Raw genomic sequence first — 24597 nt, 5'->3', positions numbered from 1 at the left:
GTCACTAATTATAATCGAGTAAAAAATGAATAATACTAAAGTTTGGTCTCTTGGAGATGCTGTTATTGACTTGTTACCATTTGGCGATATGAATTATCAAGCTTGTGCGGGTGGCGCACCGGCTAATGTCGCAATTGGTATTGCAAAATTGGGGTTACCTTCCGCTTTTATTGGCCGAGTGGGAAATGATCCTTTTGGTCATTTTATGGAAAAAACGTTCCTTGAATATCATGTTGATTGCCAAAGCCTTGAAAAAGATGATCACCATAAAACAAGTACTGTTGTTGTTGATTTAGGCCAAAATGGAGAACGAAGTTTTACTTTTTTGGTTTCACCTTCTGCTGATCAATTTTTGTCTCAGCAAGCGATACCTGATTTTAACCAAGATATTTTGCATTTTTGCTCTTTGGCACTCGTGGGACACACTTGTCGGCAAACGCTTAAAACCGCCATTGAAAACCTTACCGCTAAAAATGGCTTAATTAGCTTCGATGTTAACTTGCGTGAACAGATGTGGGCAAATAAAGATGAAATGCGCACAACTATTACTCAATTTTGTCATGATGCCGATATCCTTAAGCTATCAGATGAAGAACTATTTTGGCTCACGCAATCCAATGACTGGCATGAAGCATTAAGTAAACTACAACAACACTATGAGGCACCATTAAAGTTAATTACTAAAGGTAAAGATGGCAGTATTGCCTTATGGCAAGGCAAAACATTTTCGTTTGATTCTTACCATGTAAATAGTATTGATACTACCGGTGCGGGCGATGCCTTTGTGGCAGGACTACTTAGCAGTATTGCCTCATCAGGAATGCCTGAAGATAAACTCATGTTAGAAAGCATGATGACAATAGCTAGTGCTTGTGGTGCCTTAGCGACCACCCAAAAAGGCGCGTTAACTGCGCTACCCGATAGCAGATTTTTACAATCATTTATTAGCGATAATCCAACATTAACCGCTAAACAAATCGCTTAGTCAAGAAAAGCATGAATAGGGCAGCAACGTTGAACATAATACTTTCAAAATGTCATTGCGATTGACTGCCCTTACGACCTATTTAACTCACTGTTTATAAAAATCAAATCGCGTTTAGTGCTGGCCACATTGCGATCTTGCCCACTGATCAATCATAAAAACCTCGTCAATTGTCCTTGGCTCAGGGAAAGCTAATTGATCTAATACTTTTGCTACATTTTTGGCAATATCCATAAAACCAATTTCATGTTGCAAAAATGCTTCTACCGCAATTTCATTGGCTGCGTTAAGTGCCGTTGTGGCAGCTTGCCCTTGATTGGACGCTTCTATTGCCAATTTTAAACAAGGATAACGATTAAAGTCAGGCTGTGTAAACGTTAAAGCCGAAATTTGACAAAAATCCAAAGGCGGTACACTTGAAGCAACCCGTTTGGGGTAAGACATAGCATAAGCAATCGGCGTACACATATCAGGCACACCTAGTTCTGCCACCACACTACCATCTTGGTAACGTACCATGGAGTGAATAATCGATTGCGGATGAATAATAATTTCCATTTCGTCGGCACTTGCATTAAATAACCAACGAGCTTCGATATACTCAAGTCCTTTATTCATCATGGTTGCCGAATCCACAGAAATCTTTTTACCCATCGACCAGTTAGGATGTGCAACTGCTTGCGCTGGCGTAACCGATGCAAGCTTATCGAATTCCCAATCACGAAACGGCCCACCCGAACCCGTTAAAACTATTTTAGTAATACCCTGTTCAGCCAAATTAGCAAAACCTAAATTATGCTGTACCGCTATTGGCAAACTTTGAAAAATCGCGTTATGTTCACTATCCACAGGTAACAGTTCAGCGCCATACTCTTTAACCGCTTGCATAAACAGATGCCCACAGGTCACAAGAGATTCTTTATTGGCAAGCAAAATACGTTTACCTTTTTTAATTGCCGCAAGGGTTGGTTTTAGCCCAGCAGCACCAACGATAGCGGCCATCACTTGATCGACTTCGGGCAACTGCGCTAAATCACAAATGGCTTGTTCACCGCTTAACACTTCAATATCCAATTTTAGATTAGCAAGATTTGCTCTTAGCTCCTTAGCCGCTTGCGCTGTTGCCATAGCAACGTATTTAGGCTTAAATGCCAAACATTGCTCAGTCATTTTGGCAACATTATTGCCACCCACTAAGGCATACGCCTTAAACAGATGAGGATTTTGAGCAATAACCGCTAGCGTACTGCAACCAATTGAACCAGTCGACCCTAAAATTGTGATATTTTGCATATTAATACATTAGTTTTAAATTATGGTTATTGAAAAAAGAGATAAATTCTTTAGTCGGGGCTTTATCGGTAATAATTTGATTAAACAGCGTTAATTCACTAATAAAAGCCGGCTTGACTTGACTAAATTTAGTATGATCGGCAATCAAAATACGCTGATCAGATTGTTTCATAGCTTGCAACTTCATATCAAGTTCATCAAAATGGTAACAAGTGACTCCTCGTGATATATCAACCCCAGCAGCTGAAATAAACGCTTTATTTGGGCAAATCGAATTTAATTGGCAATGCTGTCCAATAGAGGTAAAAATAGCATTATTAACCTGATAATAACCACCACATAAAATTGTCTTACAATTAGGTTTTTTTTGTAATGCTAAAAATGCGTTTAATGAATAACAGATAGCGGTAAAGGTTATTTCATCATCAATAGCATCAATGATAAAAGGGATTGTGGTACCGCAATCAAAAAAAACGGTATCGTTTGCAAAAACAAGTTTGCTAGCTAGTTTAGCAATATGTAGCTTTTCGTTAACTTGTTTATCTTGCTGATCGGAAACAAAATATTGCGTTGCTTGATAACGAGCTTCACTAACAATATAACCACCTAAAACCGTTAATGATGTAGGGATGTTACTTAAATCACGTCGAATGGTCATTTCAGAAACCGCTAACAACTTAGCGGCCTCTTTTAAATGGATCTTATCTGTTTTTTTTAAAATTTGAATGAGGTCATTAATTCTTTTTTGCGATTGCGTTTCCATTCAGATTCCATCAATATCAATAAGCGACATAAAGTCGCTTATTGATAAGTTTATTGATTAATAACTGCTTGATGATGTGGTATCACCCGATACAATAGCAATGCCTGCGCTTGCACCTAAACGCGTTGCACCTGCTTGAATCATTTTTTCAGCAGTTGCACGATCGCGAATACCGCCCGATGCTTTAACGCCCATCTCTTTACCTACAGTATCACGCATTAATTTAACATCCTCAACAGTTGCACCCGACAAGCTAAAGCCGGTTGAAGTTTTCACAAATGCAACGCCAATTTCTTTACAAATTGTACAAACTTTAACAATTTCTTCTTTGGTTAATAAACAGGTTTCTAAAATGACTTTTAATGGCACTATACCGCAAGCTTTAAATACCGCTTCAATATCCCGTTTAACGGCATCGAAATCATTGCTTTTTAACCAACCTACATTAATAACCATATCGATTTCTTGCGCGCCAGCTTTAACCGCCATTTCAGTTTCAAACGCTTTAGCGCTAGTGAGCATAGCACCAAGTGGAAAGCCAACCACCGCACACACTTTTACATCACTACCGTTAAGTAAACTTGCTGCTAAAGGCACATAGCCTGAATTTACACAAACCGAATAAAAATGATATTCCTTAGCTTCATCACAAAGCTTACGAATTTGATCTTCCGTCGCATTCATTGCGAGTAAAGTATGATCAATATACTTTGCATAACTCATAACGAGATCCTTAAAATGTCTTTGTAATAATGTTTAATTAAATATTGTTAGTATGTAAATAAATAGGGATGTTATAAAAATAACAAATATAGCCAAGTACTGTTATTTTTATAACATTATGGCGTAATTGATTGAAATAGTACAGATAAAAATAGTGTTTAAAAAGTCGCGTGTGATTTTAAGACTTGTGGTAGAGGTCATTGGAAAACGGTTGGATTTTAGATGTTTTAGACTTTTTGTGAAAGAAATAACATTCATGTCAACGCCTCGTCAAACATTCCTGTTTGGCATGCTGACCTCACTTAGTTATCGGCGCACTCTGATGCAGGAATAAGACAAATAAAATAACCTTGGAACGTTCATTCTTACTAGCTAAAGGAATAAATAGCTTCAACCTGACTTTCTTTAGCACTTTATAAATGGTCGGACGACTAACCATAAACATTTAGCCAAATCAATAACGGTTATCTGCTCTTTATGATATAAGCGCCATATCGCTTGTCTGTGATACGATGTTAGAATACGAAAATGAAAATTACCACATTGAGCCACCCACAGACGTGGTAGCAATTAAATTTAGAATGGAACAACAAGACCTAACGGTAAAAGACCTTTCCCAAGCAATTGGATGACCGAATCAAGTTTATGAAAGATTAAACGACAAACGTAAATTAACGCGACCAGTGATTAAAAGATTTAATCATCTGTTTAATATCCCACTTGATAGCTTAATCCATTAATCGAAATCAATCCCTCGCTTGAGGGATTTTTAAAAGAGCCCTATGCTTATTTTTGTGCACGTTGTTATTAATATAGGAAATTATATTTCTTTCAGTGGCAACAAGCGCAAGCTAATGGGAAGCCTAAACTGCGCGAAGGCTTGTTTCTTTGTTATATTACCCTCTATTTGCTCCATAAGCGCCCTCCACCCCCTAACTAAGGAGTAGTACAAACAGCAGGATGTTTGCCGCCGCGGTATCTGTAGACGTAACCATTATCCGAGTTGACATCAAAATTAGTGTCGTATATTGCATCACTCGTCCAGTAGCCTCTGAAACGGCGGAAGCCCGCATCGGCGTAATAGCCCATGCTACCCCACTCCGTAAAAAACCCTGCACCTATTCGACGCTGGTAATACCTAGCATCTGATGACGGCTTGGCGCCATCTATCCCATCTACACATGGAAACCCATCATCCGCCTGTACACCACATTTTGCATTGGTTAAATCCCTTATCCTAGACAGACGATAGCCCAAACTACTACACCATGTTGTTTGACGTGAAGGAGTATCCTCTTTATCAGCCCGATTGACAAACCACTTCTGCAATACAAAACCGTACTTAATCACCACATTACCACTTTTATCCCTACCCTCTAATTCAAAGGTCTGAGGTAAAATAGGTCTACGAAGTGGACTAGGATTATCTGACTGTATTCGCGCATCATCCGCTCTAGGACCATTTAATGTTACCCGCGTTACATACATGGATTTATCAGAAATCCATGTATCATTATCGTTTGGTTTTACCCATGTGACAATAGCAGTTATCTCACCATGAGGAGGAACCGAAGACCAAGTCAACTGACTTGCATCAACCCCGGCTATATCTAAATCAAAAAACAATCCATAAGCACCCGTAGTAGGGAAATTAAGCCCATAAGATGATGGATTTATTGACTGAGTAAGAAAGCCCTTATTACGATTCCATATGTCTTTACCTGCGTTATCTCCAATGTAACTAACATTCGGCCTTGCGTAACAAACTTTAGGCGGTGAATTTGGATTGATATAATACGTTACCCTACTACCTCCGAAAGTCCTGCCTTTCGGTATGCCATACTGAGTAGTTAAATTACCATTTGTACTACTTAATATTACCTTATAAGGTGCACTACATATATCTAATGTATCGCTACGACTTACTGTACTGCCATTCTTATCAGTAAAACTCACCGATATACGCCCTCCTGATGCCATTACACCATTAGTACCCTGACCATCTCCATCATCATCTCCCCAATTACCTTGAGTAATTAAGTCACTTAAGTTTACTGTGTTTACCCCTAGCGGCAGCACCATGTGTATATCATCAAAAGTACTTCCATTTGTTATCAGTATCGGATTGGTTGCACTTGAAGTATTGGATGAAGGGGTGACCTTTGTACCATCCGGCAAAATAATAGTCAATAAATCATCATTTGAAGTTACCTTAGTTCGACCTCCATCAAACGTTAAATAAGGCGCACTACCCTCAATCACCCTTGTTGTTTTTGCCGATAACGCCTGTGTATCAAACGAACACGGCAAAAACAACAAGGGCGCAAAGACCAATGAATACATTGATAAGAACGATAAAAGCTTAAACCTAGACCTCAACGACAGCCCTGCCGATAAACACAGCTTCGCTACGCGAAATGACTTAGTTGATAAAAATAAGAACTGTGCCTGTTTCTGACTATGGTGAAATTGAAAAAGATTTATAGCGGAAGTTTGGAAGGCAAGATGCCGTAGATGGTAACGCATTTCGATTACCCCTTCAATTAATTATTTGTTTTATTTTATTTTTTATGGTTAACCACTCAACTAATGAGCTTTCCCTTGCTTTGAGGGAGTTTGGATTATAGCCGGTTGATTAATAATGCGCTAGTTTTTTTGTTAAAATTTTGTAAAGATTTGTTAAGTGAGTAAAGTTGAGCTTTTGACGGCGTGTTTTGGAGAATGGTTTTGGCGGTGTTTTTTGAATAAAAAAAGCGCCAATAAAAACTTTAATAAAATCAGCACATTTTCTGACCGATTTTTAACAAAAAACCATCTAAAACACTCATCTGTGTAAGTCCAAAGCTTATTTGACTTTTTGCCAAATGCTCTATGCCAATTAACTCGCTTGGCAATACTGAGCGGTAACAAAGAGTAACCTATCCAACTTAAATCATTTGTGATAAAACATCTGATGATTTTTAAAAGATTATGTTAATAATGGAAGTAAATATTCGTCATATTCTGACATAACATTTTTTAAACATAAAAATCAAATAATTGTTAAACAAGAATGATGGGAAAAGGAAATGATAGATATAAAAATTTTACGTTATTTTCTTGCTCTTGCTAAAGAAGAAAGTATTACCGCTGCCGCCAACCATTTGCATCTAACTCAACCTACCTTATCTCGTCAGTTGATGGAGCTTGAACAAACACTTGGCACCCCCCTATTTATTCGTGGCAGTAGGCGAATTACCTTGACCGATGAAGGAATACGATTACGTAAACGTGCCGAGGAAATACTGGAACTTGTGCATAAAACAGAAGAAGAGTTTCAAGCACCCACCGAAAGTATTAGTGGTGATATTTATATTGGTTGTGGTGAAACCGATGCAATGAAGTTGGTGGTGAATGTGATTAAATCAATGCAAGAGGTTTACCCACACATCCGCATCCATATTTATAGTGGTAATGCAAATGATGTCACCGAACGTATTGATAAGGGATTACTTGATTTTGGTGTGTTAATTGAACCGACTCATCTAACAAAATATGAATCATTGTGCCTTCCTCAACAAGATACATGGGGAGTATTAATGAGAAAAGATTGTGCGTTGGCAAACCTTGAAGTCATTTCTCCATCTGATTTATGGTCATTACCACTGATTGTTTCCCAACAAAAATATGTTAGTGATAGCATTGAACAATGGTTTAAACGAAACTATGAAAAATTAAATATTATTGCAACATATAACTTAATATTTAATGCTGCTTTAATGGTTGAACAACATATTGGGTATGCCTTGTGTTTAGATAAACTGATTAATACAACAGGCAATAACCCGCTTTGTTTTAGACCTTTATATCCAAAATTGAAAGTAGATGTGAATATTGTCTGGAAAAAATATCATGTATTTTCTAAAGCTGCTGAACTGTTTTTAAAACAGCTAAAAGAACATTTTTGATATTCATCTGCTATTTTATAATGATGAGCAAAAGCAAGGGAGCTTCGTAAATTCTTACTCCCTTTGCTATGGGACAACATTTCATTAAAAATTAATGGCTATTTTAAATGCGTTTTAAAAAAGGTTGTTAATTTATCAAAAGGGATTAAATCGATTCGATCATAAAGATCAACATGCCCAGCTCCTTTTACATAATAGAGTTCTTTCGGCTCTATTGCGCGATTATAAGCATCTTCACTGAACTCTTTAGAATGAGCCTGATCACCTGTGATAAATAACATTGGTCGTGGTGAAATGGTTTCAATATCGTTAAATGGATAGAAGTTCATAAATTTTACATTACTGGTTAATGTTGGGTGAGTCGTTAGTTCTGGCGTTGAACTGGCTGGCGTATATTCACCACGAGGCGTACGATAAAAATCGTAAAATTCATGGGCAATTGGACCATCTTCTGGTTTGAGTTGCCCTTTATTGACCGTACCACTTGTATATAATGTCTGACCACCGGTAAATTCAACATAACGTTGTTCTGCCGCCTGTTTAGTGATCTGTTTTCGCTGTTCAAGTGTTAACGAATGGTGAAGAGCATGGCGATTGGCCGAACCCATATCGTACATACTTACCGTTGCAATAGCTTTCAAACGAGGATCAATTTTAGCGGCACTAATAACAAAACTACCACTACCACAAACACCAATTACGCCAATATTGTGACGATCCACAAAAGTTTGAGTACCTAAATAATCAACTGCAGCACTGAAATCTTCTGCATATATATCGGGCAATACAACATTACGCGGCTGCCCCTCACTCTCGCCCCAAAAAGATAAGTCAATGGCTAATGTAATAAAGCCTTGTTCAGCCATTTTAGTCGCATATAAATTGGCACTTTGTTCTTTAACCGCACCCATTGGATGTCCAACAATAATGGCTGGATATTTATTTTTTGGATCAAGCGTTTTAGGCATAAATAAATTTCCAACCACGCTCATTTTATATTGATTTAGAAAACTAACTTTTTGCATAGTGACATTATCGCTTTGATAAAAATTATTCGCATTGTTAGACATATCGGCTCCCATTACTGATGGTGATAAAAATAACCCAAAAAGACTTAAAAAGACGATTAAAGCAGTACTATCTTTGAAATAAAATAAAACCTTTTTCATTAATGTGATCCTTTTAATAAGTGAATTTTAATTTAATATTTTCAATCAATTGCAAAAAATATTACTATGCAATAGGATGTGCTGTTACACGAGTAAATAACCAAAAGCTGAGTTTAATTAATATCAAGGCACATAAAAAAATTAGCGCAGAACTAAAAAAGATACCTTGCATCCCCTTATGATCAAAGATGATGCCTCCCATTGCCGCTGCCAATCCGATAGAAAATTGAATCGCCGCAACAGATAATCCGCCCATCATTTCGGCTTTATCGGCAAGTGTACGTACAATCCAAGTAGACCAACCTACCGGAATAAAACCAAACATCAACCCCCAAACAATAACGATTAACATATTGAATGTTATATTTTTATTGATAAACATTAAAATAATAGCAAGCATCAATAAAATAAAATGAATAACTATCATCGTTATTTTAAATTGTTTACCCATCACAAAACCGGCAATAAGGGTGCCAATACAGTTAGCAATGCCAAATAGAAGTAAAAGCGTAGAGAGGGTATTTGTTTGCAAGGCAAGATTATGTTCTAAAAATGGTCTTAAATATGTAAAAAATATGTGATATCCCCCATAACTAAATATCGTAGCTACTATTCCTATCGTTATCCAGCGCTGTTTTAAGAGAAAAAACATATTTTTAAAACTATTACCTTGCTGTGCAGGTAAAGTAGGTAATGCAATAAATTGCCAAATAAAGGCGATAGCACCCAGTAATGCCGATAGCAAAAAGATATTTCGCCAACCAATCAGATTACCTAAATAGCTTGCTAATGGTAGTGAAATAATCGTTGCCACTGAAACACCAGCATAGATAATACTTAATGCACGAGATAGATCTTTTGTCGGTACAAGTTGTAGCGTCACCGCTGAGGCCATGGACCAAAAGCCACCAACACATATCCCCAATATGCTGCGCCCTATCAGTAGAATGATATAATTAGGTGTAAATGCGACTAATATATTAGCTATCATCAATAAAATAGAGAGCGTTAATAACACTAATCGTCTATTTATTTTTTTTGTTAGCGGCGCTAGTAGCAAACTTGCAATAACAGCAAAAATCCCAACAGCAGTGATCGTTTGACCTGCCATTCCTTCAGTAATTTTTAATGTTTGTGCAATAGGTGTTAATAAACTAATAGGAATAAACTCAGCCGCAATAAGGCTGGTTACCCCCATAAATAATGAAAAAACAGCAGACCAATGGGATGTTTTTTCTGATTCTGTCTGACACGATAATAGTGTTTTCATGACATAAAGTACCTTTTATTCAACTAGCTCCATAGTGGAATTAACGTTGAAACCTTGGCCAGTAAAATGCCTCTAAACCAAAAACCAACTTATCTATATAGATAAGATTAGAGCGGATAACACAAGCAGAAATAGTTTAAAATAACTAACTTCAAAAAAGTATAGGCACTTCATCAATCTATGTAAAATACTTATATTTTATAGTTATGTATGCCTTAAAAGCATGGGATATAAGCCGGTTTTGTTGAGGATAATTAGGTTGTTTTTTTTGAATAATAGTTAAAAAAGTAAATATTACATCTGTCTATATTACATTTTTAAATGCTTTTTTACCGTTATCATTGAGGGGGGACTTTCTATATTTTTTAAATGGGCTATTTTTAAAGGTAGTAATAGTTAAGAGTTTGGCGCTGAGTCATTTGATAAAGGTATAAATTCTTCTATATCTTGTATAAATTTACTAGCTTTAGCTATACTAAGTTCGGCTTCTTTTTTGTCTAATGTTTCTTGTAAATGGTAATCACATTTAATTCTAAGTGCTTTTTGCTCTAACAATCTTGCCCTTAAAGAAATTAATTTCATTCTTGGAATGGCTTCATCTTTACCCGGAGCTGCTAAATAATCGGTCACACTTTTATGAGATGGTTCATCTTTAGGTAATCTAAAATTGATTGGAGATAAGATAGCATGGTAACAACTATAATATGCTCTAGCAATTGCATTACGATAACAGATTTCATCATTCCGTTTTAATGAATCTTCAGCAAAAGAGAGAAAGTCTTTGCAGTTTACTGACACTTACTTTCGCCTCCTAAGTAATAACTTGATATTCTGATTTTAGATAACGAATAGAGACGCCGAAAGCCTTATCATGAAGGAGTTCATTTTCAGCAATTTTATCAGTCAACTCACCATCTATTTTAGCCAAACGTACAAAATCAGTTTCGTTGGTTGTTAGTATCATAATATTAATATCATCGTCTGGATAATACTCACAACAAATTTGAGAATGTGATAACCGATAGGTATCTGCTATATCAAGAAAAGTTTTAAGTAAAAATTGCATATTTTCATCACTCAATTTTAAATTACTTTGAAATTGACGCCATGAATCAAGGCGTTGAGATAACTCAGAAATAACATCTTTTTTATTTAATTTATCAAGTTCTTGATATACTTTATTAATTCCCTCAAAATTACCATTCCATAAATATGCATCAAACAAATATATTAAAAAATTAGAGTTATTTGAAATTTGATTATTTGCCCTAATGATTTCTGCAATATGTTTTTTAATGAAACCTATATCAAATAAATAGGTTATATAATTCATCATAAAATAAGATTCATTATAAGAAAAAGATTTTTCAAATAGCGATAATGCAGTTGAAACATCCCTCTTACAAGCATAAAAAAATGCCCACAATTGATCCCCAATTAAGTCTCCTTGAGGAAAAGGCTTCAAATCTTTACGGAACTCAAATTCTTCACAACCTTCGAAAGTTCGTTCAGAAAAAAGAATCTGTATTAGCTTATCTAATATCATTGTGCTTTTTGTTGCAGGTACATTAGATTTTGCCATCGTTGATAATCCTTATACAGAATTGAATTGAATTGAATAATACATAAAATAACTAAGCGATAGTAATATCGGACGTCCAGTAATTAATCATTATAAATTATTGCTTATGATTAACAAGAAAAAGATTTTTCCTATCAACCAATAAAAATTTAGATTACTTATATTGGTATTTTCCATCCTAAAATAGGTTTCAGTATAAAAATTAGTTTTTCAAGGGAAAAACGCTCTGCTTTATAAAACAGAGCGTTTAGAAGAAAAGGGAAAAAGTAGAAGAATTAGAATTCCATTAACTCTTTTTCTTTATCGGCAAGCACTGTATCTAATTTTTTAATTGCGGCATCTGTCGCTTTTTGGATTAAATCTTGTGCTTTACGTTCATCATCTTCTGAAATTTCTTTATCTTTTAGTAACGCTTTGATTTGATCGTTGGCATCACGGCGGATATTACGAATAGATACACGACCTTGTTCCGCTTCGTTACGAACAATTTTAGTTAAATCACGACGGCGTTCTTCTGTTAGTGGTGGCAATGGTACGCGAATAACAGTACCTGCTGATGCTGGGTTTAACCCTAAATCAGACGTTAAAATTGCTTTTTCAATAGCTGGGGTTAATGATTTATCAAATACGGTGATAGCTAGCGTTCTTGCATCTTCAGCAACGATGTTGGCTAGTTGACGCAGTGGCGTTGGGCTGCCGTAATATTCAACCATAATGCCATCTAATAAACTTGGTGATGCACGACCGGTTCGAACTTTAGAAATATGATTTTGAAACGCATCAATGCTTTTTTCCATGCGCGTTTGCGCTTCTTTTTGAATCTCGTTTAACATAATAAAAGCCTTATTTAAAATAAAGATAATTAACTGGTTACTGTTGCTTTGTTATTAATTAATGTCCCTTCTTGTTCACCTAAAATAACGCGACGCAATGCACCAGGTTTATTCATATTAAAGACACAAATGGGTAGATTATGATCTCTTGCTAATGTGAATGCAGCTAAATCCATCACTTTAAGTTCATCATCAAGCACTTTGTCATAACTTAATGTTTTATAAAGTGTTGCTGTTGGATCTTTAACGGGATCGGCCGAATAAACACCATCAACTTTGGTGGCTTTTAAAACAACATCAGCTTCAATTTCAATACCACGTAAACATGCTGCTGAATCGGTGGTAAAAAATGGATTGCCTGTTCCAGCAGACAAAATAACCACTCTACCATGACGAAGCAAGCTAATTGCTTCGGTCCAGCGATAATCATCACATACACCGTTTAATGGAATGGCTGACATTAAACGGGCATTGACTTCAATTCGGTGTAACGCATCTCGCATCGCAAGACCATTCATTACAGTTGCTAGCATTCCCATATGATCGCCAACAACTCGGTTCATTCCCGCTTTAGCAAGCCCTGCACCCCGAAATAGATTACCGCCCCCAATAACAACAGCGACTTGAACATTCATTTCAATTAGCTCTTTGATTTCTTGCGCCATGCGATCTAGAACGGTTGCATCAATACCAAAACCTTCGTCGCCTTGTAGTGCTTCGCCACTGAGTTTAAGAAGAATACGTTTATAGAAAGGGGTCACCATACTGAAGTCTCACTATTTCGTTGTTTTATTACTCAATAAGCTAAAAAATTAGCCTATAGTAATTTTAAAATATTTTGTAGATAAACAAAACCGCCTTAACGGCGGTTTTTTGAAACGATTAAGATTGTTTCGATATTGCAGCAACTTCTGCAGCAAAGTCAACTTCAACTTTTTCAATACCTTCACCCACTTCAAAACGGATGAATGAAGCAACTGCTGCGCTCTTTTCTTTTAATAATTCGCCAACTGTTTTTGCAGGTTCCATAACAAATGGTTGTCCAGTTAGTGATACTTCACCAGTGAACTTACGCATACGGCCTTCAACCATTTTTTCAGCGATTTCACGTGGTTTACCTGATTGCATTGCGATATCGATTTGAATGTTACGTTCATGTTCAACAACATCAGCTGGAACATCGCTTGGATCAACATATTCTGGTTTGCTTGCAGCAATGTGCATTGCAATATGTTTAACTAATTCATCATCAGCACCATTAGCAGCGACTAATACACCAATACGCGCACCATGTTGGTAACTACCCACAACATCACCAGCGATTTGTGCAACGCGACGAATGCCGATGTTTTCACCAATTTTAGCAACTAAAGCTGTGCGCTCTTCTTCAAATTTAGCTTGCAGTGCAGCAATATCACTAGTGCGTTCAGTTAATGCTGCTTCAGCAACTTTATCACTAAATGCTAAAAATCCAGCATCTTTCGCAACAAAGTCTGTTTCACAGTTCACTTCTAAGATAATACCAAATTTTTTGTCCGCAGAGATTTTAGAAATAATAACACCTTCAGCCGCAACACGACCTGCTTTTTTAGCGGCTTTTGCTTGACCTGATTTACGCATGTTGTCAATTGCAAGTTCGATATCACCATTAGCTTCAACTAATGCTTTTTTACATTCCATCATACCTGCGCCAGTTCTTTCGCGCAGTTCTTTTACCATAGAAGCGGTAACTTCAGCCATTTTTTAATCCTCTATTTAACCATTGTGATAACTTTCATTAGAATAGGTCGATAGCATTAAGTATCGACCCTGAAAATATTTGAGTTTATTACTCTGCTGCTGGAGCTTCTTCTACGAAGCTTTCTTCAGATACTGGAGATTGGTTTTGCTCGCGACCAGAACGTACTGCTTCAGCAACTGCATTAGCATATAATTGAATTGCACGGATTGCATCATCATTACCTGGTACGATGTAATCAATTCCATCAGGATCTGAGTTAGTATCAACAATAGCAATGACTGGAATACCTAAATTGTTAGCTTCTTTGATAGCGATATGTTCGTGGTCTGCACCAATCACAAAGATCACATCAGGTAAGCCACCCATATTTTTAATTCCGCCCAAGCTATTTTCTAATTTAGCCATTTCACGAGCACGCATAAGTGCTTCTTTTTTGGTTAATTTATCAAATGTGCCATCACTAGCTTGTGTTTCTAAATCTTTTAAACGTTTGATTGATTGACGTACTGTTTTCCAGTTAGTCAACATACCACCTAACCAACGGTGATTAACATAGTATTGTCCACAACTTTCAGCTGCTTGTTTAATTGCTTCGCTAGCTGCACGCTTTGTACCAACAAATAAAATTTTACCTTTACGAGCAGCAACCTTGTTTAATTCAGCTAATGCTTCGTTGAACAATGGTACTGTTTTTTCAAGATTGATAATATGAACTTTGTTGCGTGCACCAAAAATAAATGGTTTCATTTTTGGGTTCCAATAACGAGTTTGGTGTCCAAAGTGTACACCCGCTTGTAACATATCGCGCATTGATACTGTAGTCATGATTTCCTCATTTTGACGTTGGGGTTATGCCTCCACATATCCGCTTTAACCGACCTAATTACACAAGATAAAAGGCACCCCGGAAAAGTGTAATGATATGTGTGTGTTATAACGTTAATTAATCATTAAATTTAATACTTTTATTCATCATTAATTTTACAAAAAAATAATATGAAATGTAGCGCGCGTTTTATACCATAAAAAGTATAAGATTACCAGCTTTATTTCTATTTATTAGCTGTTAGAGAAGCTAATTATCGTTATTTAGATGTAGGTAAGTTTTATTAAGCTTACATTATTTATTTAATAAGCAAATATTAAAACAAACAATAAAAACTTAAATAAAATCAATATTTTTTATAACAATTTTTGAGCGGTGATTTTTATATTAGATTATATTTTTTGAGGGGGTAGGTTGTTCTGTAAGCGTCCGCTTACAGAACAATGATAATAAAAATTAGCTGAATAACTTATGGCACTGTAGGCAGATCCAATCCCATATACCACCGAAAAATCCTGTTTCTTCGATGTTTTGTAAAGTAACCAGAGGTTGTTCGCTAATCACTTTGCCATCTAATAGAAACTGCATTTTACCCACTGTAGTGCCTTTAGTGATTGGGGCATAAATATAATCATCAATTTTATATTCAACTTGCACATCTGCAGAGCGGCCTTTTGGTACAGTGATATAAGATCCATCAATCGCACCTAATTGAACTTTATTTTCATCACCATACCAAACCGTTTCGGTCGCTAATGGCGTACCTGCTTTTATAGGGTTTGCGGTTTCAAAAAAGCGGAATCCCCAGACTAATAACTTTTTACTTTCTTCTTCACGGCCTTTAAAGGTGCGACCACCCAGTACCGCTGAAATTAAACGAGTATTGCCATCAACCGCTGAAGCAACTAAATTGTAACCTGCGGCATTGGTGTGACCTGTTTTGATGCCATCTACATTTAATGTGGTATCCCAAAGTAATCCATTTCGATTAAGTTGGGGTTTTGATAGGGTATAGGTAAATTCTTTTTGTTTATAAATGGAATATTCTTCAGGTAAATCACGAATTAATGCTTGTCCTAAAAAGGCCATATCTTTGGCTGTTGTGTATTGCCCTGGTGCATCAAGTCCATGTACAGTTTCAAAATGGGTATGATTTAGTCCAATTTTTTTGGCGTAATCATTCATTAAATTAACAAAAGCACCTTGGCTACCAGCAACATGCTCAGCCATAGCAATACACGCATCGTTACCAGATTGGATAATGATGCCTTTGTTAAGATCAGAAACCGATACCGTTTTACCGACTTCTAAAAACATTAATGATGACCCTTTTAACACTGGGTTACCTGTCGCCCATGCGTCTTTGCTGACCACAACCATATCATCATTTTTAATGCGCCCTGTCTGTAGCGCTTGACCCACCACATAGCTGGTCATCATTTTTGTTAGACTTGCCGGATCGCGCTGCTGTTCAGCATTATATTGCGCCAAAATTTCACCTGATTTTGCATCGATTAAAATATAAGATTCAGCATCTAACTGTGGAATAGCTGGAATAGGAAATGCCATTTCGGCCGATGCTGATGAACAAACTGTAAGCACGAAAAAAGCAAAAGATAATTTAAATTTCTTTGTCATTTATTTAAATTCCGTTAAATATTTTTAGATAACATATATCGATGTGTGTGGATAGACATCATAATGCCAAAACTTGCCATTAATACGACTAAAGATGAGCCCCCATAGCTTATGAGTGGTAATGGTACACCAACTACAGGTAAGATTCCACTGACCATACCTATATTAATAAACACATAAACAAAAAACACTAAAATTAGCCCACCCGATAAGATTCGCCCAAATGTGGTTTGGGCTTGCGTAGCAATAATCAGCCCGCGCACAATTAAGCATAAAAATAGAATCAGTAAAACGATAGATCCAACAAAACCAAACTCTTCAGCAATAACTGAAAAGATAAAATCGGTATGCCTCTCTGGTAAAAATTCAAGTTGCGATTGTGTACCTTCAAGCCAACCTTTACCCCATATACCGCCCGATCCAATTGCTATTTTCGATTGAATAATATGATAGCCAGCCCCACTTGGATCAAGCTCAGGGTTGATCAGCATTAATACGCGTTTTTGCTGATAATCATGCATTAAAAAGAACCACATAATCGGTAAAAATATTGCTATTAAAATAAGTGCAACAAGAATATAGCGCCAGTTCATGCCCGCTAAAAAGATAATAAAAATGCCTGACATGACAATCAAAATTGCGGTACCTAAATCGGGCTGCATCGCAACAAGTAACGTCGGTACGCCAATAATAGCAAGTGTTTGTAAGGTGGTGTTTAATGGTGGCGGACATCCGTCACGATGAATGAATTTGGCAACCATTAATGGCACCGCTATTTTGGCTATTTCGGAAGGTTGAAACCGCAAAATACCTAAATCTAACCAACGTTGTGCGCCTTTACTGGTATAACCAAAAATATCCACTAATAATAGAATCAAAATACAAACGACATATAGATATGGTGCCCACTTTTCATAGGTTCTGGGTGAAAACTGAGCCAGTACAATCATTACAATAAATCCAAGCAATATTTGTATTACTCGCTTTTGTATCATATCAATACTTTGCCCAGTTGCACTCCAAAGAATATAAAGGCTATAAGCAAGCAATAATGTAATAAATAAAAAGAACAGGGGATCAATATGTATTTTTTGCCAAAAACTCTTTTTGATATTATTCATCATTAGTCCTCTATTCCTGTATTGGATGATAGTTCATCTAGCTCTGTTGAATTATTACCAATAAGGTAAAAATCTAAGATTTTACGCGCTACCGCACCACCGTTCGAGCTTCCGCCCCCACCATTTTCTAAAACAATGGCTAATGCAATTTTTGGCTTATCGTAAGGGGCATAAGCAATAAATAATGCGTGATCGCGTAAATGCTCAGGGATCTTATGCGCATTATAGATTTCATCTTGTTTCAAACCGTAAACTTGTGCGGTACCTGATTTACCTGCTGCCTGATATTTTGCATCAGCATAAATCTTACGTGCCGTTCCTCGTGATCCAAACATGACACGGTTCATACCTTCTTTAGCAAGTGACCAATAAGTTGGGTTGACATCAACTAAGCTATTTGTTTCGATATAATTTTCAGAATTAACTATTGGTTGATGTTCATTTGAATTTAAAATATCACTCTTTTTATATAATAAAAAATGTGGTGTGTAAGTTTTACCATTATTGATCAAGGTCGTTAATGCTTTTGCCATTTGGATTGGGGTTGCCGTCCAATAACCTTGACCAATACCAACTGGAATGGTATCGCCTTGTAACCAAGACTTTTTATGGCGCTTCATTTTCCATTCACGGCTCGGCATAACCGCACGAGTTTCTTCGTTTGGTGATATATCAATACCTGTTCGCTCACCATAACCAAATTTAGTCATCCATAAATTTAAGCGATCAATCCCCATATCATAGGCAACTTGATAAAAGTAGGTATCAACTGATTCTTCAATCGCTCTTAATACATCAACGCGACCATGCCCCCATTTAAGCCAGTCTCGATAACGTCGTTCAGTACCAGGTAATTGCCACCAACCGGGATCGTTAACCACACTTTTTGGTGAAATAACACCTTCACTTAAAGCCGCAATAGAAATAAAAGGTTTCACAGTCGAAGCAGGCGGATAAGCGCCCAGTAAAGCCCGATTAAAAAGAGGCTTATTTGGATCTTTAAGCAATTCGCTATATTTACTACTTGATATTCCGCCTACAAATGGATTGGAATCATAGCTTGGGCTAGAAACCAAGGCTAAAATCTCACCATTATTCGGATCAATAGCAACTACGGCTGCTTTACGTCCAGCGAGTAATTGCTCAATATAAAGCTGCAATTTAAGGTTAATAGATAAATAGATATCCTCGCCTGCTTTCGGTGGATGCTGGTTAAGTTGTCGGACAATACGCCCTCGGCTGTTGACTTCAACCTTTTCATAACCCGGCGTTCCGTGTAATACGTCTTCGTAATACCTTTCTATTCCCATTTTGCCGATATTAAACGTTGCCACGTAATCACTGGTTTTATTTTCATCATCTAAACGCTGTTTATCTTGGCTGTTAATTTTAGAAATATAGCCAAGAATATGAGTAAGAGATGCACCATAAGGGTAGTAGCGATGCTGTATATCGGCGATTGAAACATATGGAAACCGATGCTGATCAACAACAAAACGAGCAATTTGTTGTTCGGTCAAATTATCTTTTAATGGAACAGGCCTGTGCGCTTTATAATTACGACGTTCTTTTTGGAAATTTTCAATATCTTCATCAGTTAAATCGACGATACTTTTTAACTGTTCAAATTGTTCATTGAGATTTTTTATCTTATCGGGAATGATATTTAATTGATATGTAATATTATTAATGGCTAATGGGGTACCATTACGATCATAAATCATGCCGCGATTAGGTGGAATAGGAATAATTTCAATGCGATTATCATTGGATTTTGTGCTGTAATAACTGTAATTCAAAATCTGTAACCCCGAAAGGTTAACCAGCAAAATAATAATTAAAATAATAATAACAACAAATGAAAATAACGCTCTGCGAAAAAACAACGTTGCTTCTGCTGAATGATCTCGAATGTTCGTTCTCTTTTTTTTACTTGATATAGAGATAATAGAGCTCCTCTAAATACTTTTTTCTGTTTGTGGCTTATGTTGCTGTTCTTCCCATTTTTCATAAGCGTTAACAATTCTAGCAACCACTGGATGACGCACCACATCTTCACTATTGAAAAAATTAAAGCTAATTTCTTCAACTTGGCTGAGTACTTCAATAGCATGACGTAAACCCGATTTTTGATGACGAGGTAAATCAATTTGGGTGATATCGCCAGTGATGACCGCTTTTGAATTAAAGCCAATACGGGTTAAAAACATTTTCATCTGTTCAATAGTCGTATTTTGGCTTTCATCAAGAATAATAAACGCATCATTTAACGTTCGCCCACGCATATAGGCGAGTGGTGCAACTTCAATCACACTTTTTTCAATTAATTTTTCGACTTTTTCAAAGCCAAGCATTTCAAATAAGGCATCATAAAGTGGACGTAAGTAAGGATCCACTTTTTGGCTTAAATCACCAGGTAAAAAACCCAATTTTTCACCTGCTTCAACAGCAGGTCGAGTTAATACAATACGGCGAATTTGTTGCTTTTCAAGCGCATCAACTGCGGCAGCTACTGCTAAATAGGTTTTACCTGTTCCAGCAGGTCCAATGCCAAATGAAATATCATAATCTAAAACATGCGCAATATATTGTGCTTGGTTCGCGGTTCGGGGTTTTATCAAACCTCGTTTAGTTTTAATCGTTACTAATTTTCCGCCTTGATGATCGATATAAGCAGGTAAGTGTTCACTGACCTTTTCAAGCGCACCTGTTTCTTTAATTGCTAAATGAATTTGCTCAGGTTCAATATCAATAATTTTATCTTTTATTTTGGTTTGTTTATAAAGAGACTGCAAAATATCGACAGTCGCTTGCACACAAATTCTATCACCAGTTATTGCAAATAAATTCCCACGGTGATTAATTTCAATACCTAATCGGCGCTCAAGTTGTTTAATATTGTCATTATAAGGACCACAAAGACTATTGAGCCGCTGATTATCAGCTGGTTCAAGCATGGTTTCATGTGTCGTAATATTCAAAGATAAAACCTCTAATCAATTAGTTTTAATTACTAAGACGCTGTTCACATAAAGAACATTTTTCAACGCCTTTAAAAAAATCCATTTTACATTGATGACAAGAAACAATGTTTCCGTTAACAACATTATCTACTGCATTTGTTGATTGTTTTTCATCAAATCCTTGTGCCTTTAATTTATTGACCAGCATTGAAATAGGTGTTCCGCTTTTTAACTCTTGTTCAACATATGATGCAACTTGTTCTTCAAATGTTGGCGGCACATATTCGAGCACTTTTTCATTATAATCACTATTGCACTCATTACACTTTATATAACGCCCTAATGTTTCATAACTGAAAATAGGAATAAAAAACAGTGTAAAATACTTAGCTACTTTTATCTGCGTATATTTTTGTTGTTTTTCGTCGTTAGTAATATTTTGTTGTGAACAACAATTTGGGCAATTAAATTGTCCACTATGTTCGTCAACTTCTCTTCCGCGAGTTCCAAAAATAATAAACATATTTTCCTTTCTATCCTTTATTTAATTATTTTCTAAGTTCTATTATAAAAACTAGCTAAATATTTTACGTTTCACTTTTACGGTTGATAGATCCCAACGCCTAAATCATTTTCCTTTCGGGTTCGTGATATAACTGACATTGGTGATTCGCTTACACGTAGATCCATTTCATCTTCAGTCCTAATCACTTTTCCTCGTAATGAATTTGGATAAACATCAGTAATTTCAACGTCAACAAACTTGCCAATCATATCAGGACGACCTTCAAAGTTAACAATTCGATTGTTTTCTGTTCGACCCGTTAATTCCATAAGGTCTTTTTTGGACGGACCTTCAACTAAAATACGTTGAACAGTATTTAACATACGACGGCTAAATTGCATGGCTTGCTGATTGATTCGTTCTTGAAGAATGTAAAGACGTTGCTTCTTCTCCTCTTCTGATACATTATCTTCCATTTCAGCAGCCGGTGTACCTGGGCGCGATGAATAAACAAAGCTATAACTTAAATCAAAATTAACATCAGCAATCAGTTGCATGGTTTGTTCAAAATCTTCTTGTGTTTCGCCCGGAAAACCGACGATAAAATCCGAACTAATTTGAATATCAGGGCGCACTTTACGTAATTTTCGAATAATGGATTTATATTCAAGCGCGGTATGCGTACGTTTCATTAAGTTTAATACACGATCTGAACCACTTTGTACCGGCAAATGTAAAAAATTAACTAGCTCTGGTGTATCACGATAAACGTCGATAATATCATCAGTAAATTCAATTGGATGACTGGTAGTAAAGCGAATGCGATCGATACCATCAATGGCTGCTACTAAGCGTAATAACTCAGCAAAGGAACAAATATCACCATCAAACGTTGGTCCACGATAAGCATTAACATTTTGACCTAATAAATTGACTTCACGCACACCTTGTTCAGCCAGTTGCGCAATTTCATAGATGACATCATCACAAGGTCTGCTAACTTCTTCGCCACGAGTATAAGGAACCACGCAATAAGTACAATATTTATTGCATCCTTCCATTATAGAAACAAATGCGGTTGGTCCCTCGCTACGAGGCTCTGGCAGGCGATCAAATTTTTCAATTTCAGGAAAACTAACATCGACAATATGATTATCGTTACCACTACGAATCTGTTCAATCATTTCAGGTAAGCGATGAAAAGTTTGCGGTCCAAAAATAATATCTACAAATGGTGCACGTTTACGAATTTGAGCACCTTCTTGCGAAGCAACACAACCACCAACACCAATGATGATATTTGGATTATGTTGTTTAAAGTTTTTCCAACGTCCCAATTGATGAAAGACCTTTTCTTGAGCCTTTTCTCGAATAGAGCAGGTATTTAGTAATAAAATATCAGCTTCTTCGGCATTGTCTGTTAATGTTAAACCATGGGTGGATTCAAGGAGATCTGCCATTTTTGTTGAGTCATACTCATTCATTTGGCAGCCCCAAGTTTTGATATGTAATTTTTTGCTCATCAATAACTCAGCTATATTTAATTGTTAAAATGAAAACGGGTTTAAATCCGCGATTTTAGCGAGCCATATTGTAATCCTTTGTAGTTATAGGGTCTATAATAAAATAAAAAATGGCAACGCAAAACGTTAGATAGGCCTTTTAGAATCCCTAAAAATACTGTCAAGAAGTTTCAGGTAGATATGTGTTTTAGTATAAAAAACTTTTTAAGATGTTTTGTTATTTTTACTATTATCAAATATACCATCTGATGTTAAGATGGATAAAAACCAATAAAATCAATTTTGTAATATCATATAATTGTTTATTAAATGCTAATTGAGCTATAACATTAAAAATGGATGCGTTATTGATTAAAAAGTGGGTGAAGATAAGAATCATTCTTTTTAATATCTTTATAATTTATGTTATTATTTGCGATTAACTCATATAGAAAATAAAGTGTTTAGATTAAATATGTCAAAAACATTTAGTCCTACAAAGCGCCTATTAGTTAAAGGTATTATTGCGACTTGTTTGTTATCTGTCACTCGTATAGGCTTTGCTGCAACAATGGCGCAAGTTATTGCTGTGCGCGTTTGGCCATCATCAACCTATACAAGAATCACTTTAGAATCAAATATCAAATTAAAATACAAACACTTTCTATTGAGTAATCCAAATCGGATCGCAATTGATATTAACAATATTAATTTAAATCCAACCTTAAAAAAAATTTCTTCAAAAGTATTAAAGCACGATCCTTATATTAAATCGATACGCGTTGTTCAACGCGATCCTAAAACAGTGAGAATATTGATCGAATTAAAACAGGGAGTTAAACCTAATACTTTTACCTTAGCACCGATAGCGAAATTTAAGCATCGTTTAGTGATGGATCTTTATCCATCTAAACCTGCTTCCACCACAGATGATGATCCTTTACTTGCACTTTTAGAAGAGTATAAAAAAGGTGATCTCAATAAAAAACAATCTGAGATCAAAACACAAACGAATAAAAATAAAAATGCCCCGATTATCGTGGTACTCGATCCTGGACATGGTGGAGAAGATCCTGGCGCTATTGGCTACAATAAAACACGTGAAAAAGACATTGTTTTACAAATTGCACGTCGTACTTATAATTTACTTAAGAAAGAGCCAAATATAAAAGTCTACATGACACGTAATGAAGATGTGTTTATTCCTTTAAAAGTACGAGTAGCTAAAGCACGATCTTTACATGCTGATCTATTTATTTCTATTCATGCTGATGCGTTTGCTAATCGTTCTGTCGGTGGTTCCTCTGTTTTTGCATTATCAACACGTGGGGCAAGTAGTTCCGCCGCAAGTTATTTAGCTCAAACTCAAAACGAAGCAGATCAGATAGGTGGCGTTAGTCGCAGTGGCGATAAATATTTAGATGATACTATTTTAGATTTGGTTCAAAAAACAACGTTAAGTAATGGTGTGTTACTTGGTAATGCTATTTTAAATCGAATGAAAAAAGTTAATAAGTTACATAAACCATCACTTGAAAAAGCAGGCTTTGCAGTATTAAAAGCGCCGGATATTCCATCTGTTTTAGTCGAAACAGCCTTTATTAGTAATGTTACTGAAGAAAAAAAATTAAAGACTGCTTCATTCCAAAATCAGGTATCTAAATCAATTGTTGATGGTATTAAAGATTATTTGAAAAAACGTAAACATTAATATTGTACAAAAGTTTCAGAAAAAC

At 36.1% G+C, this 24597-nt stretch carries 21 protein-coding genes; 3 read left to right on the top strand and 18 right to left on the bottom strand.

The window, feature by feature from the left end:
• The first annotated feature begins 25 nt into the window (after positions 1-25).
• Complete coding sequence (locus tag GYY69_RS03345; RefSeq protein WP_174796424.1) at positions 26-985, top strand: aminoimidazole riboside kinase; 960 nt, start codon at positions 26-28, stop codon at positions 983-985.
• 114 nt (positions 986-1099) lie between these two features.
• Here GYY69_RS03345 and ispC read toward each other — a convergent pair whose 3' ends face one another.
• The 4 genes from ispC to GYY69_RS03325 all read right to left on the bottom strand — a co-directional run bounded on the left by ispC (position 1100) and on the right by GYY69_RS03325 (position 6107).
• Complete coding sequence (ispC, locus tag GYY69_RS03340; RefSeq protein WP_174796423.1) at positions 1100-2278, bottom strand: 1-deoxy-D-xylulose-5-phosphate reductoisomerase; 1179 nt, start codon at positions 2276-2278, stop codon at positions 1100-1102.
• A gap of 1 nt (position 2279) precedes the next feature.
• Entirely contained in the window at positions 2280-3041 is a 762-nt protein-coding gene (gene deoR / locus GYY69_RS03335; protein WP_174796422.1) for a DNA-binding transcriptional repressor DeoR, read from the bottom strand.
• 57 nt (positions 3042-3098) lie between these two features.
• Positions 3099-3764: a deoxyribose-phosphate aldolase gene (gene deoC / locus GYY69_RS03330; RefSeq protein WP_174796421.1), complete on the bottom strand. Its 666-nt coding sequence runs from the start codon at positions 3762-3764 to the stop codon at positions 3099-3101.
• A gap of 936 nt (positions 3765-4700) precedes the next feature.
• Entirely contained in the window at positions 4701-6107 is a 1407-nt protein-coding gene (locus GYY69_RS03325) for a hypothetical protein (RefSeq protein WP_174796420.1), read from the bottom strand.
• A gap of 728 nt (positions 6108-6835) precedes the next feature.
• On the opposite strand from GYY69_RS03325, the gene GYY69_RS03320 reads away from it, so the two are divergent.
• Positions 6836-7711, top strand: coding sequence for a LysR substrate-binding domain-containing protein (locus GYY69_RS03320; protein WP_174796581.1), 876 nt, complete (start codon positions 6836-6838; stop codon positions 7709-7711).
• A 98-nt stretch (positions 7712-7809) separates the two neighbouring features.
• On the opposite strand, the gene GYY69_RS03315 is transcribed toward GYY69_RS03320, so the two are convergent.
• The 14 genes from GYY69_RS03315 to miaB form a co-directional block, all read right to left on the bottom strand.
• Positions 7810-8880, bottom strand: a complete 1071-nt coding sequence (locus tag GYY69_RS03315; RefSeq protein WP_174796419.1) for an alpha/beta hydrolase — start codon at positions 8878-8880, stop codon at positions 7810-7812.
• Between the two features lie 64 nt (positions 8881-8944).
• Positions 8945-10150 (bottom strand): MFS transporter, encoded by a 1206-nt coding sequence (locus tag GYY69_RS03310; RefSeq protein WP_174796418.1) that lies wholly within the window; start codon positions 10148-10150, stop codon positions 8945-8947.
• Positions 10151-10546: 396 nt separating this feature from the next.
• On the bottom strand, positions 10547-10948 hold the full coding sequence (locus GYY69_RS03305; protein ID WP_174796417.1) for a HEPN domain-containing protein: 402 nt from the start codon (positions 10946-10948) through the stop codon (positions 10547-10549).
• A 13-nt stretch (positions 10949-10961) separates the two neighbouring features.
• Entirely contained in the window at positions 10962-11732 is a 771-nt protein-coding gene (locus GYY69_RS03300; protein WP_174796416.1) for a hypothetical protein, read from the bottom strand.
• A gap of 275 nt (positions 11733-12007) precedes the next feature.
• Positions 12008-12565, bottom strand: coding sequence for a ribosome recycling factor (gene frr / locus GYY69_RS03295; protein ID WP_065636398.1), 558 nt, complete (start codon positions 12563-12565; stop codon positions 12008-12010).
• A 29-nt stretch (positions 12566-12594) separates the two neighbouring features.
• Complete coding sequence (gene pyrH / locus GYY69_RS03290) at positions 12595-13329, bottom strand: UMP kinase (RefSeq protein ID WP_065587088.1); 735 nt, start codon at positions 13327-13329, stop codon at positions 12595-12597.
• Between the two features lie 118 nt (positions 13330-13447).
• Positions 13448-14305, bottom strand: a complete 858-nt coding sequence (gene tsf, locus GYY69_RS03285) for a translation elongation factor Ts (RefSeq protein ID WP_174796415.1) — start codon at positions 14303-14305, stop codon at positions 13448-13450.
• Positions 14306-14393: 88 nt separating this feature from the next.
• Positions 14394-15131, bottom strand: a complete 738-nt coding sequence (rpsB, locus tag GYY69_RS03280) for a 30S ribosomal protein S2 (RefSeq protein ID WP_065638006.1) — start codon at positions 15129-15131, stop codon at positions 14394-14396.
• A 457-nt stretch (positions 15132-15588) separates the two neighbouring features.
• Positions 15589-16770 (bottom strand): serine hydrolase, encoded by a 1182-nt coding sequence (locus GYY69_RS03275; protein WP_174796414.1) that lies wholly within the window; start codon positions 16768-16770, stop codon positions 15589-15591.
• A gap of 14 nt (positions 16771-16784) precedes the next feature.
• Positions 16785-17891 (bottom strand): peptidoglycan glycosyltransferase MrdB, encoded by a 1107-nt coding sequence (gene mrdB / locus GYY69_RS03270; RefSeq protein WP_238786510.1) that lies wholly within the window; start codon positions 17889-17891, stop codon positions 16785-16787.
• 2 nt (positions 17892-17893) lie between these two features.
• Positions 17894-19777, bottom strand: coding sequence for a penicillin-binding protein 2 (gene mrdA / locus GYY69_RS03265; RefSeq protein WP_194240593.1), 1884 nt, complete (start codon positions 19775-19777; stop codon positions 17894-17896).
• 72 nt (positions 19778-19849) lie between these two features.
• A complete protein-coding gene (locus GYY69_RS03260; protein ID WP_174796412.1) occupies positions 19850-20872 on the bottom strand; it encodes a PhoH family protein in 1023 nt (340 codons plus the stop codon).
• A 25-nt stretch (positions 20873-20897) separates the two neighbouring features.
• Positions 20898-21377, bottom strand: a complete 480-nt coding sequence (locus tag GYY69_RS03255; RefSeq protein ID WP_174796411.1) for a hypothetical protein — start codon at positions 21375-21377, stop codon at positions 20898-20900.
• Positions 21378-21454: 77 nt separating this feature from the next.
• Entirely contained in the window at positions 21455-22882 is a 1428-nt protein-coding gene (gene miaB / locus GYY69_RS03250) for a tRNA (N6-isopentenyl adenosine(37)-C2)-methylthiotransferase MiaB (RefSeq protein WP_174796410.1), read from the bottom strand.
• A gap of 454 nt (positions 22883-23336) precedes the next feature.
• Here miaB and GYY69_RS03245 point away from each other — a divergent pair, with 454 nt between their 5' ends.
• The gene (locus GYY69_RS03245) at positions 23337-24572 is read left to right on the top strand and encodes an N-acetylmuramoyl-L-alanine amidase (RefSeq protein ID WP_174796409.1); all 1236 of its coding nucleotides are present in this window, start codon (positions 23337-23339) and stop codon (positions 24570-24572) included.
• Positions 24573-24597 lie beyond the last annotated feature (25 nt).

The sequence above is a fragment of the Gilliamella sp. ESL0250 genome (assembly GCF_013345045.1).
Classification (GTDB): domain Bacteria; phylum Pseudomonadota; class Gammaproteobacteria; order Enterobacterales; family Orbaceae; genus Gilliamella; species Gilliamella apicola_H.
Note: the sequence above shows the minus strand (reverse complement) of the source record. Positions and strands in the feature narration are given on the sequence as shown.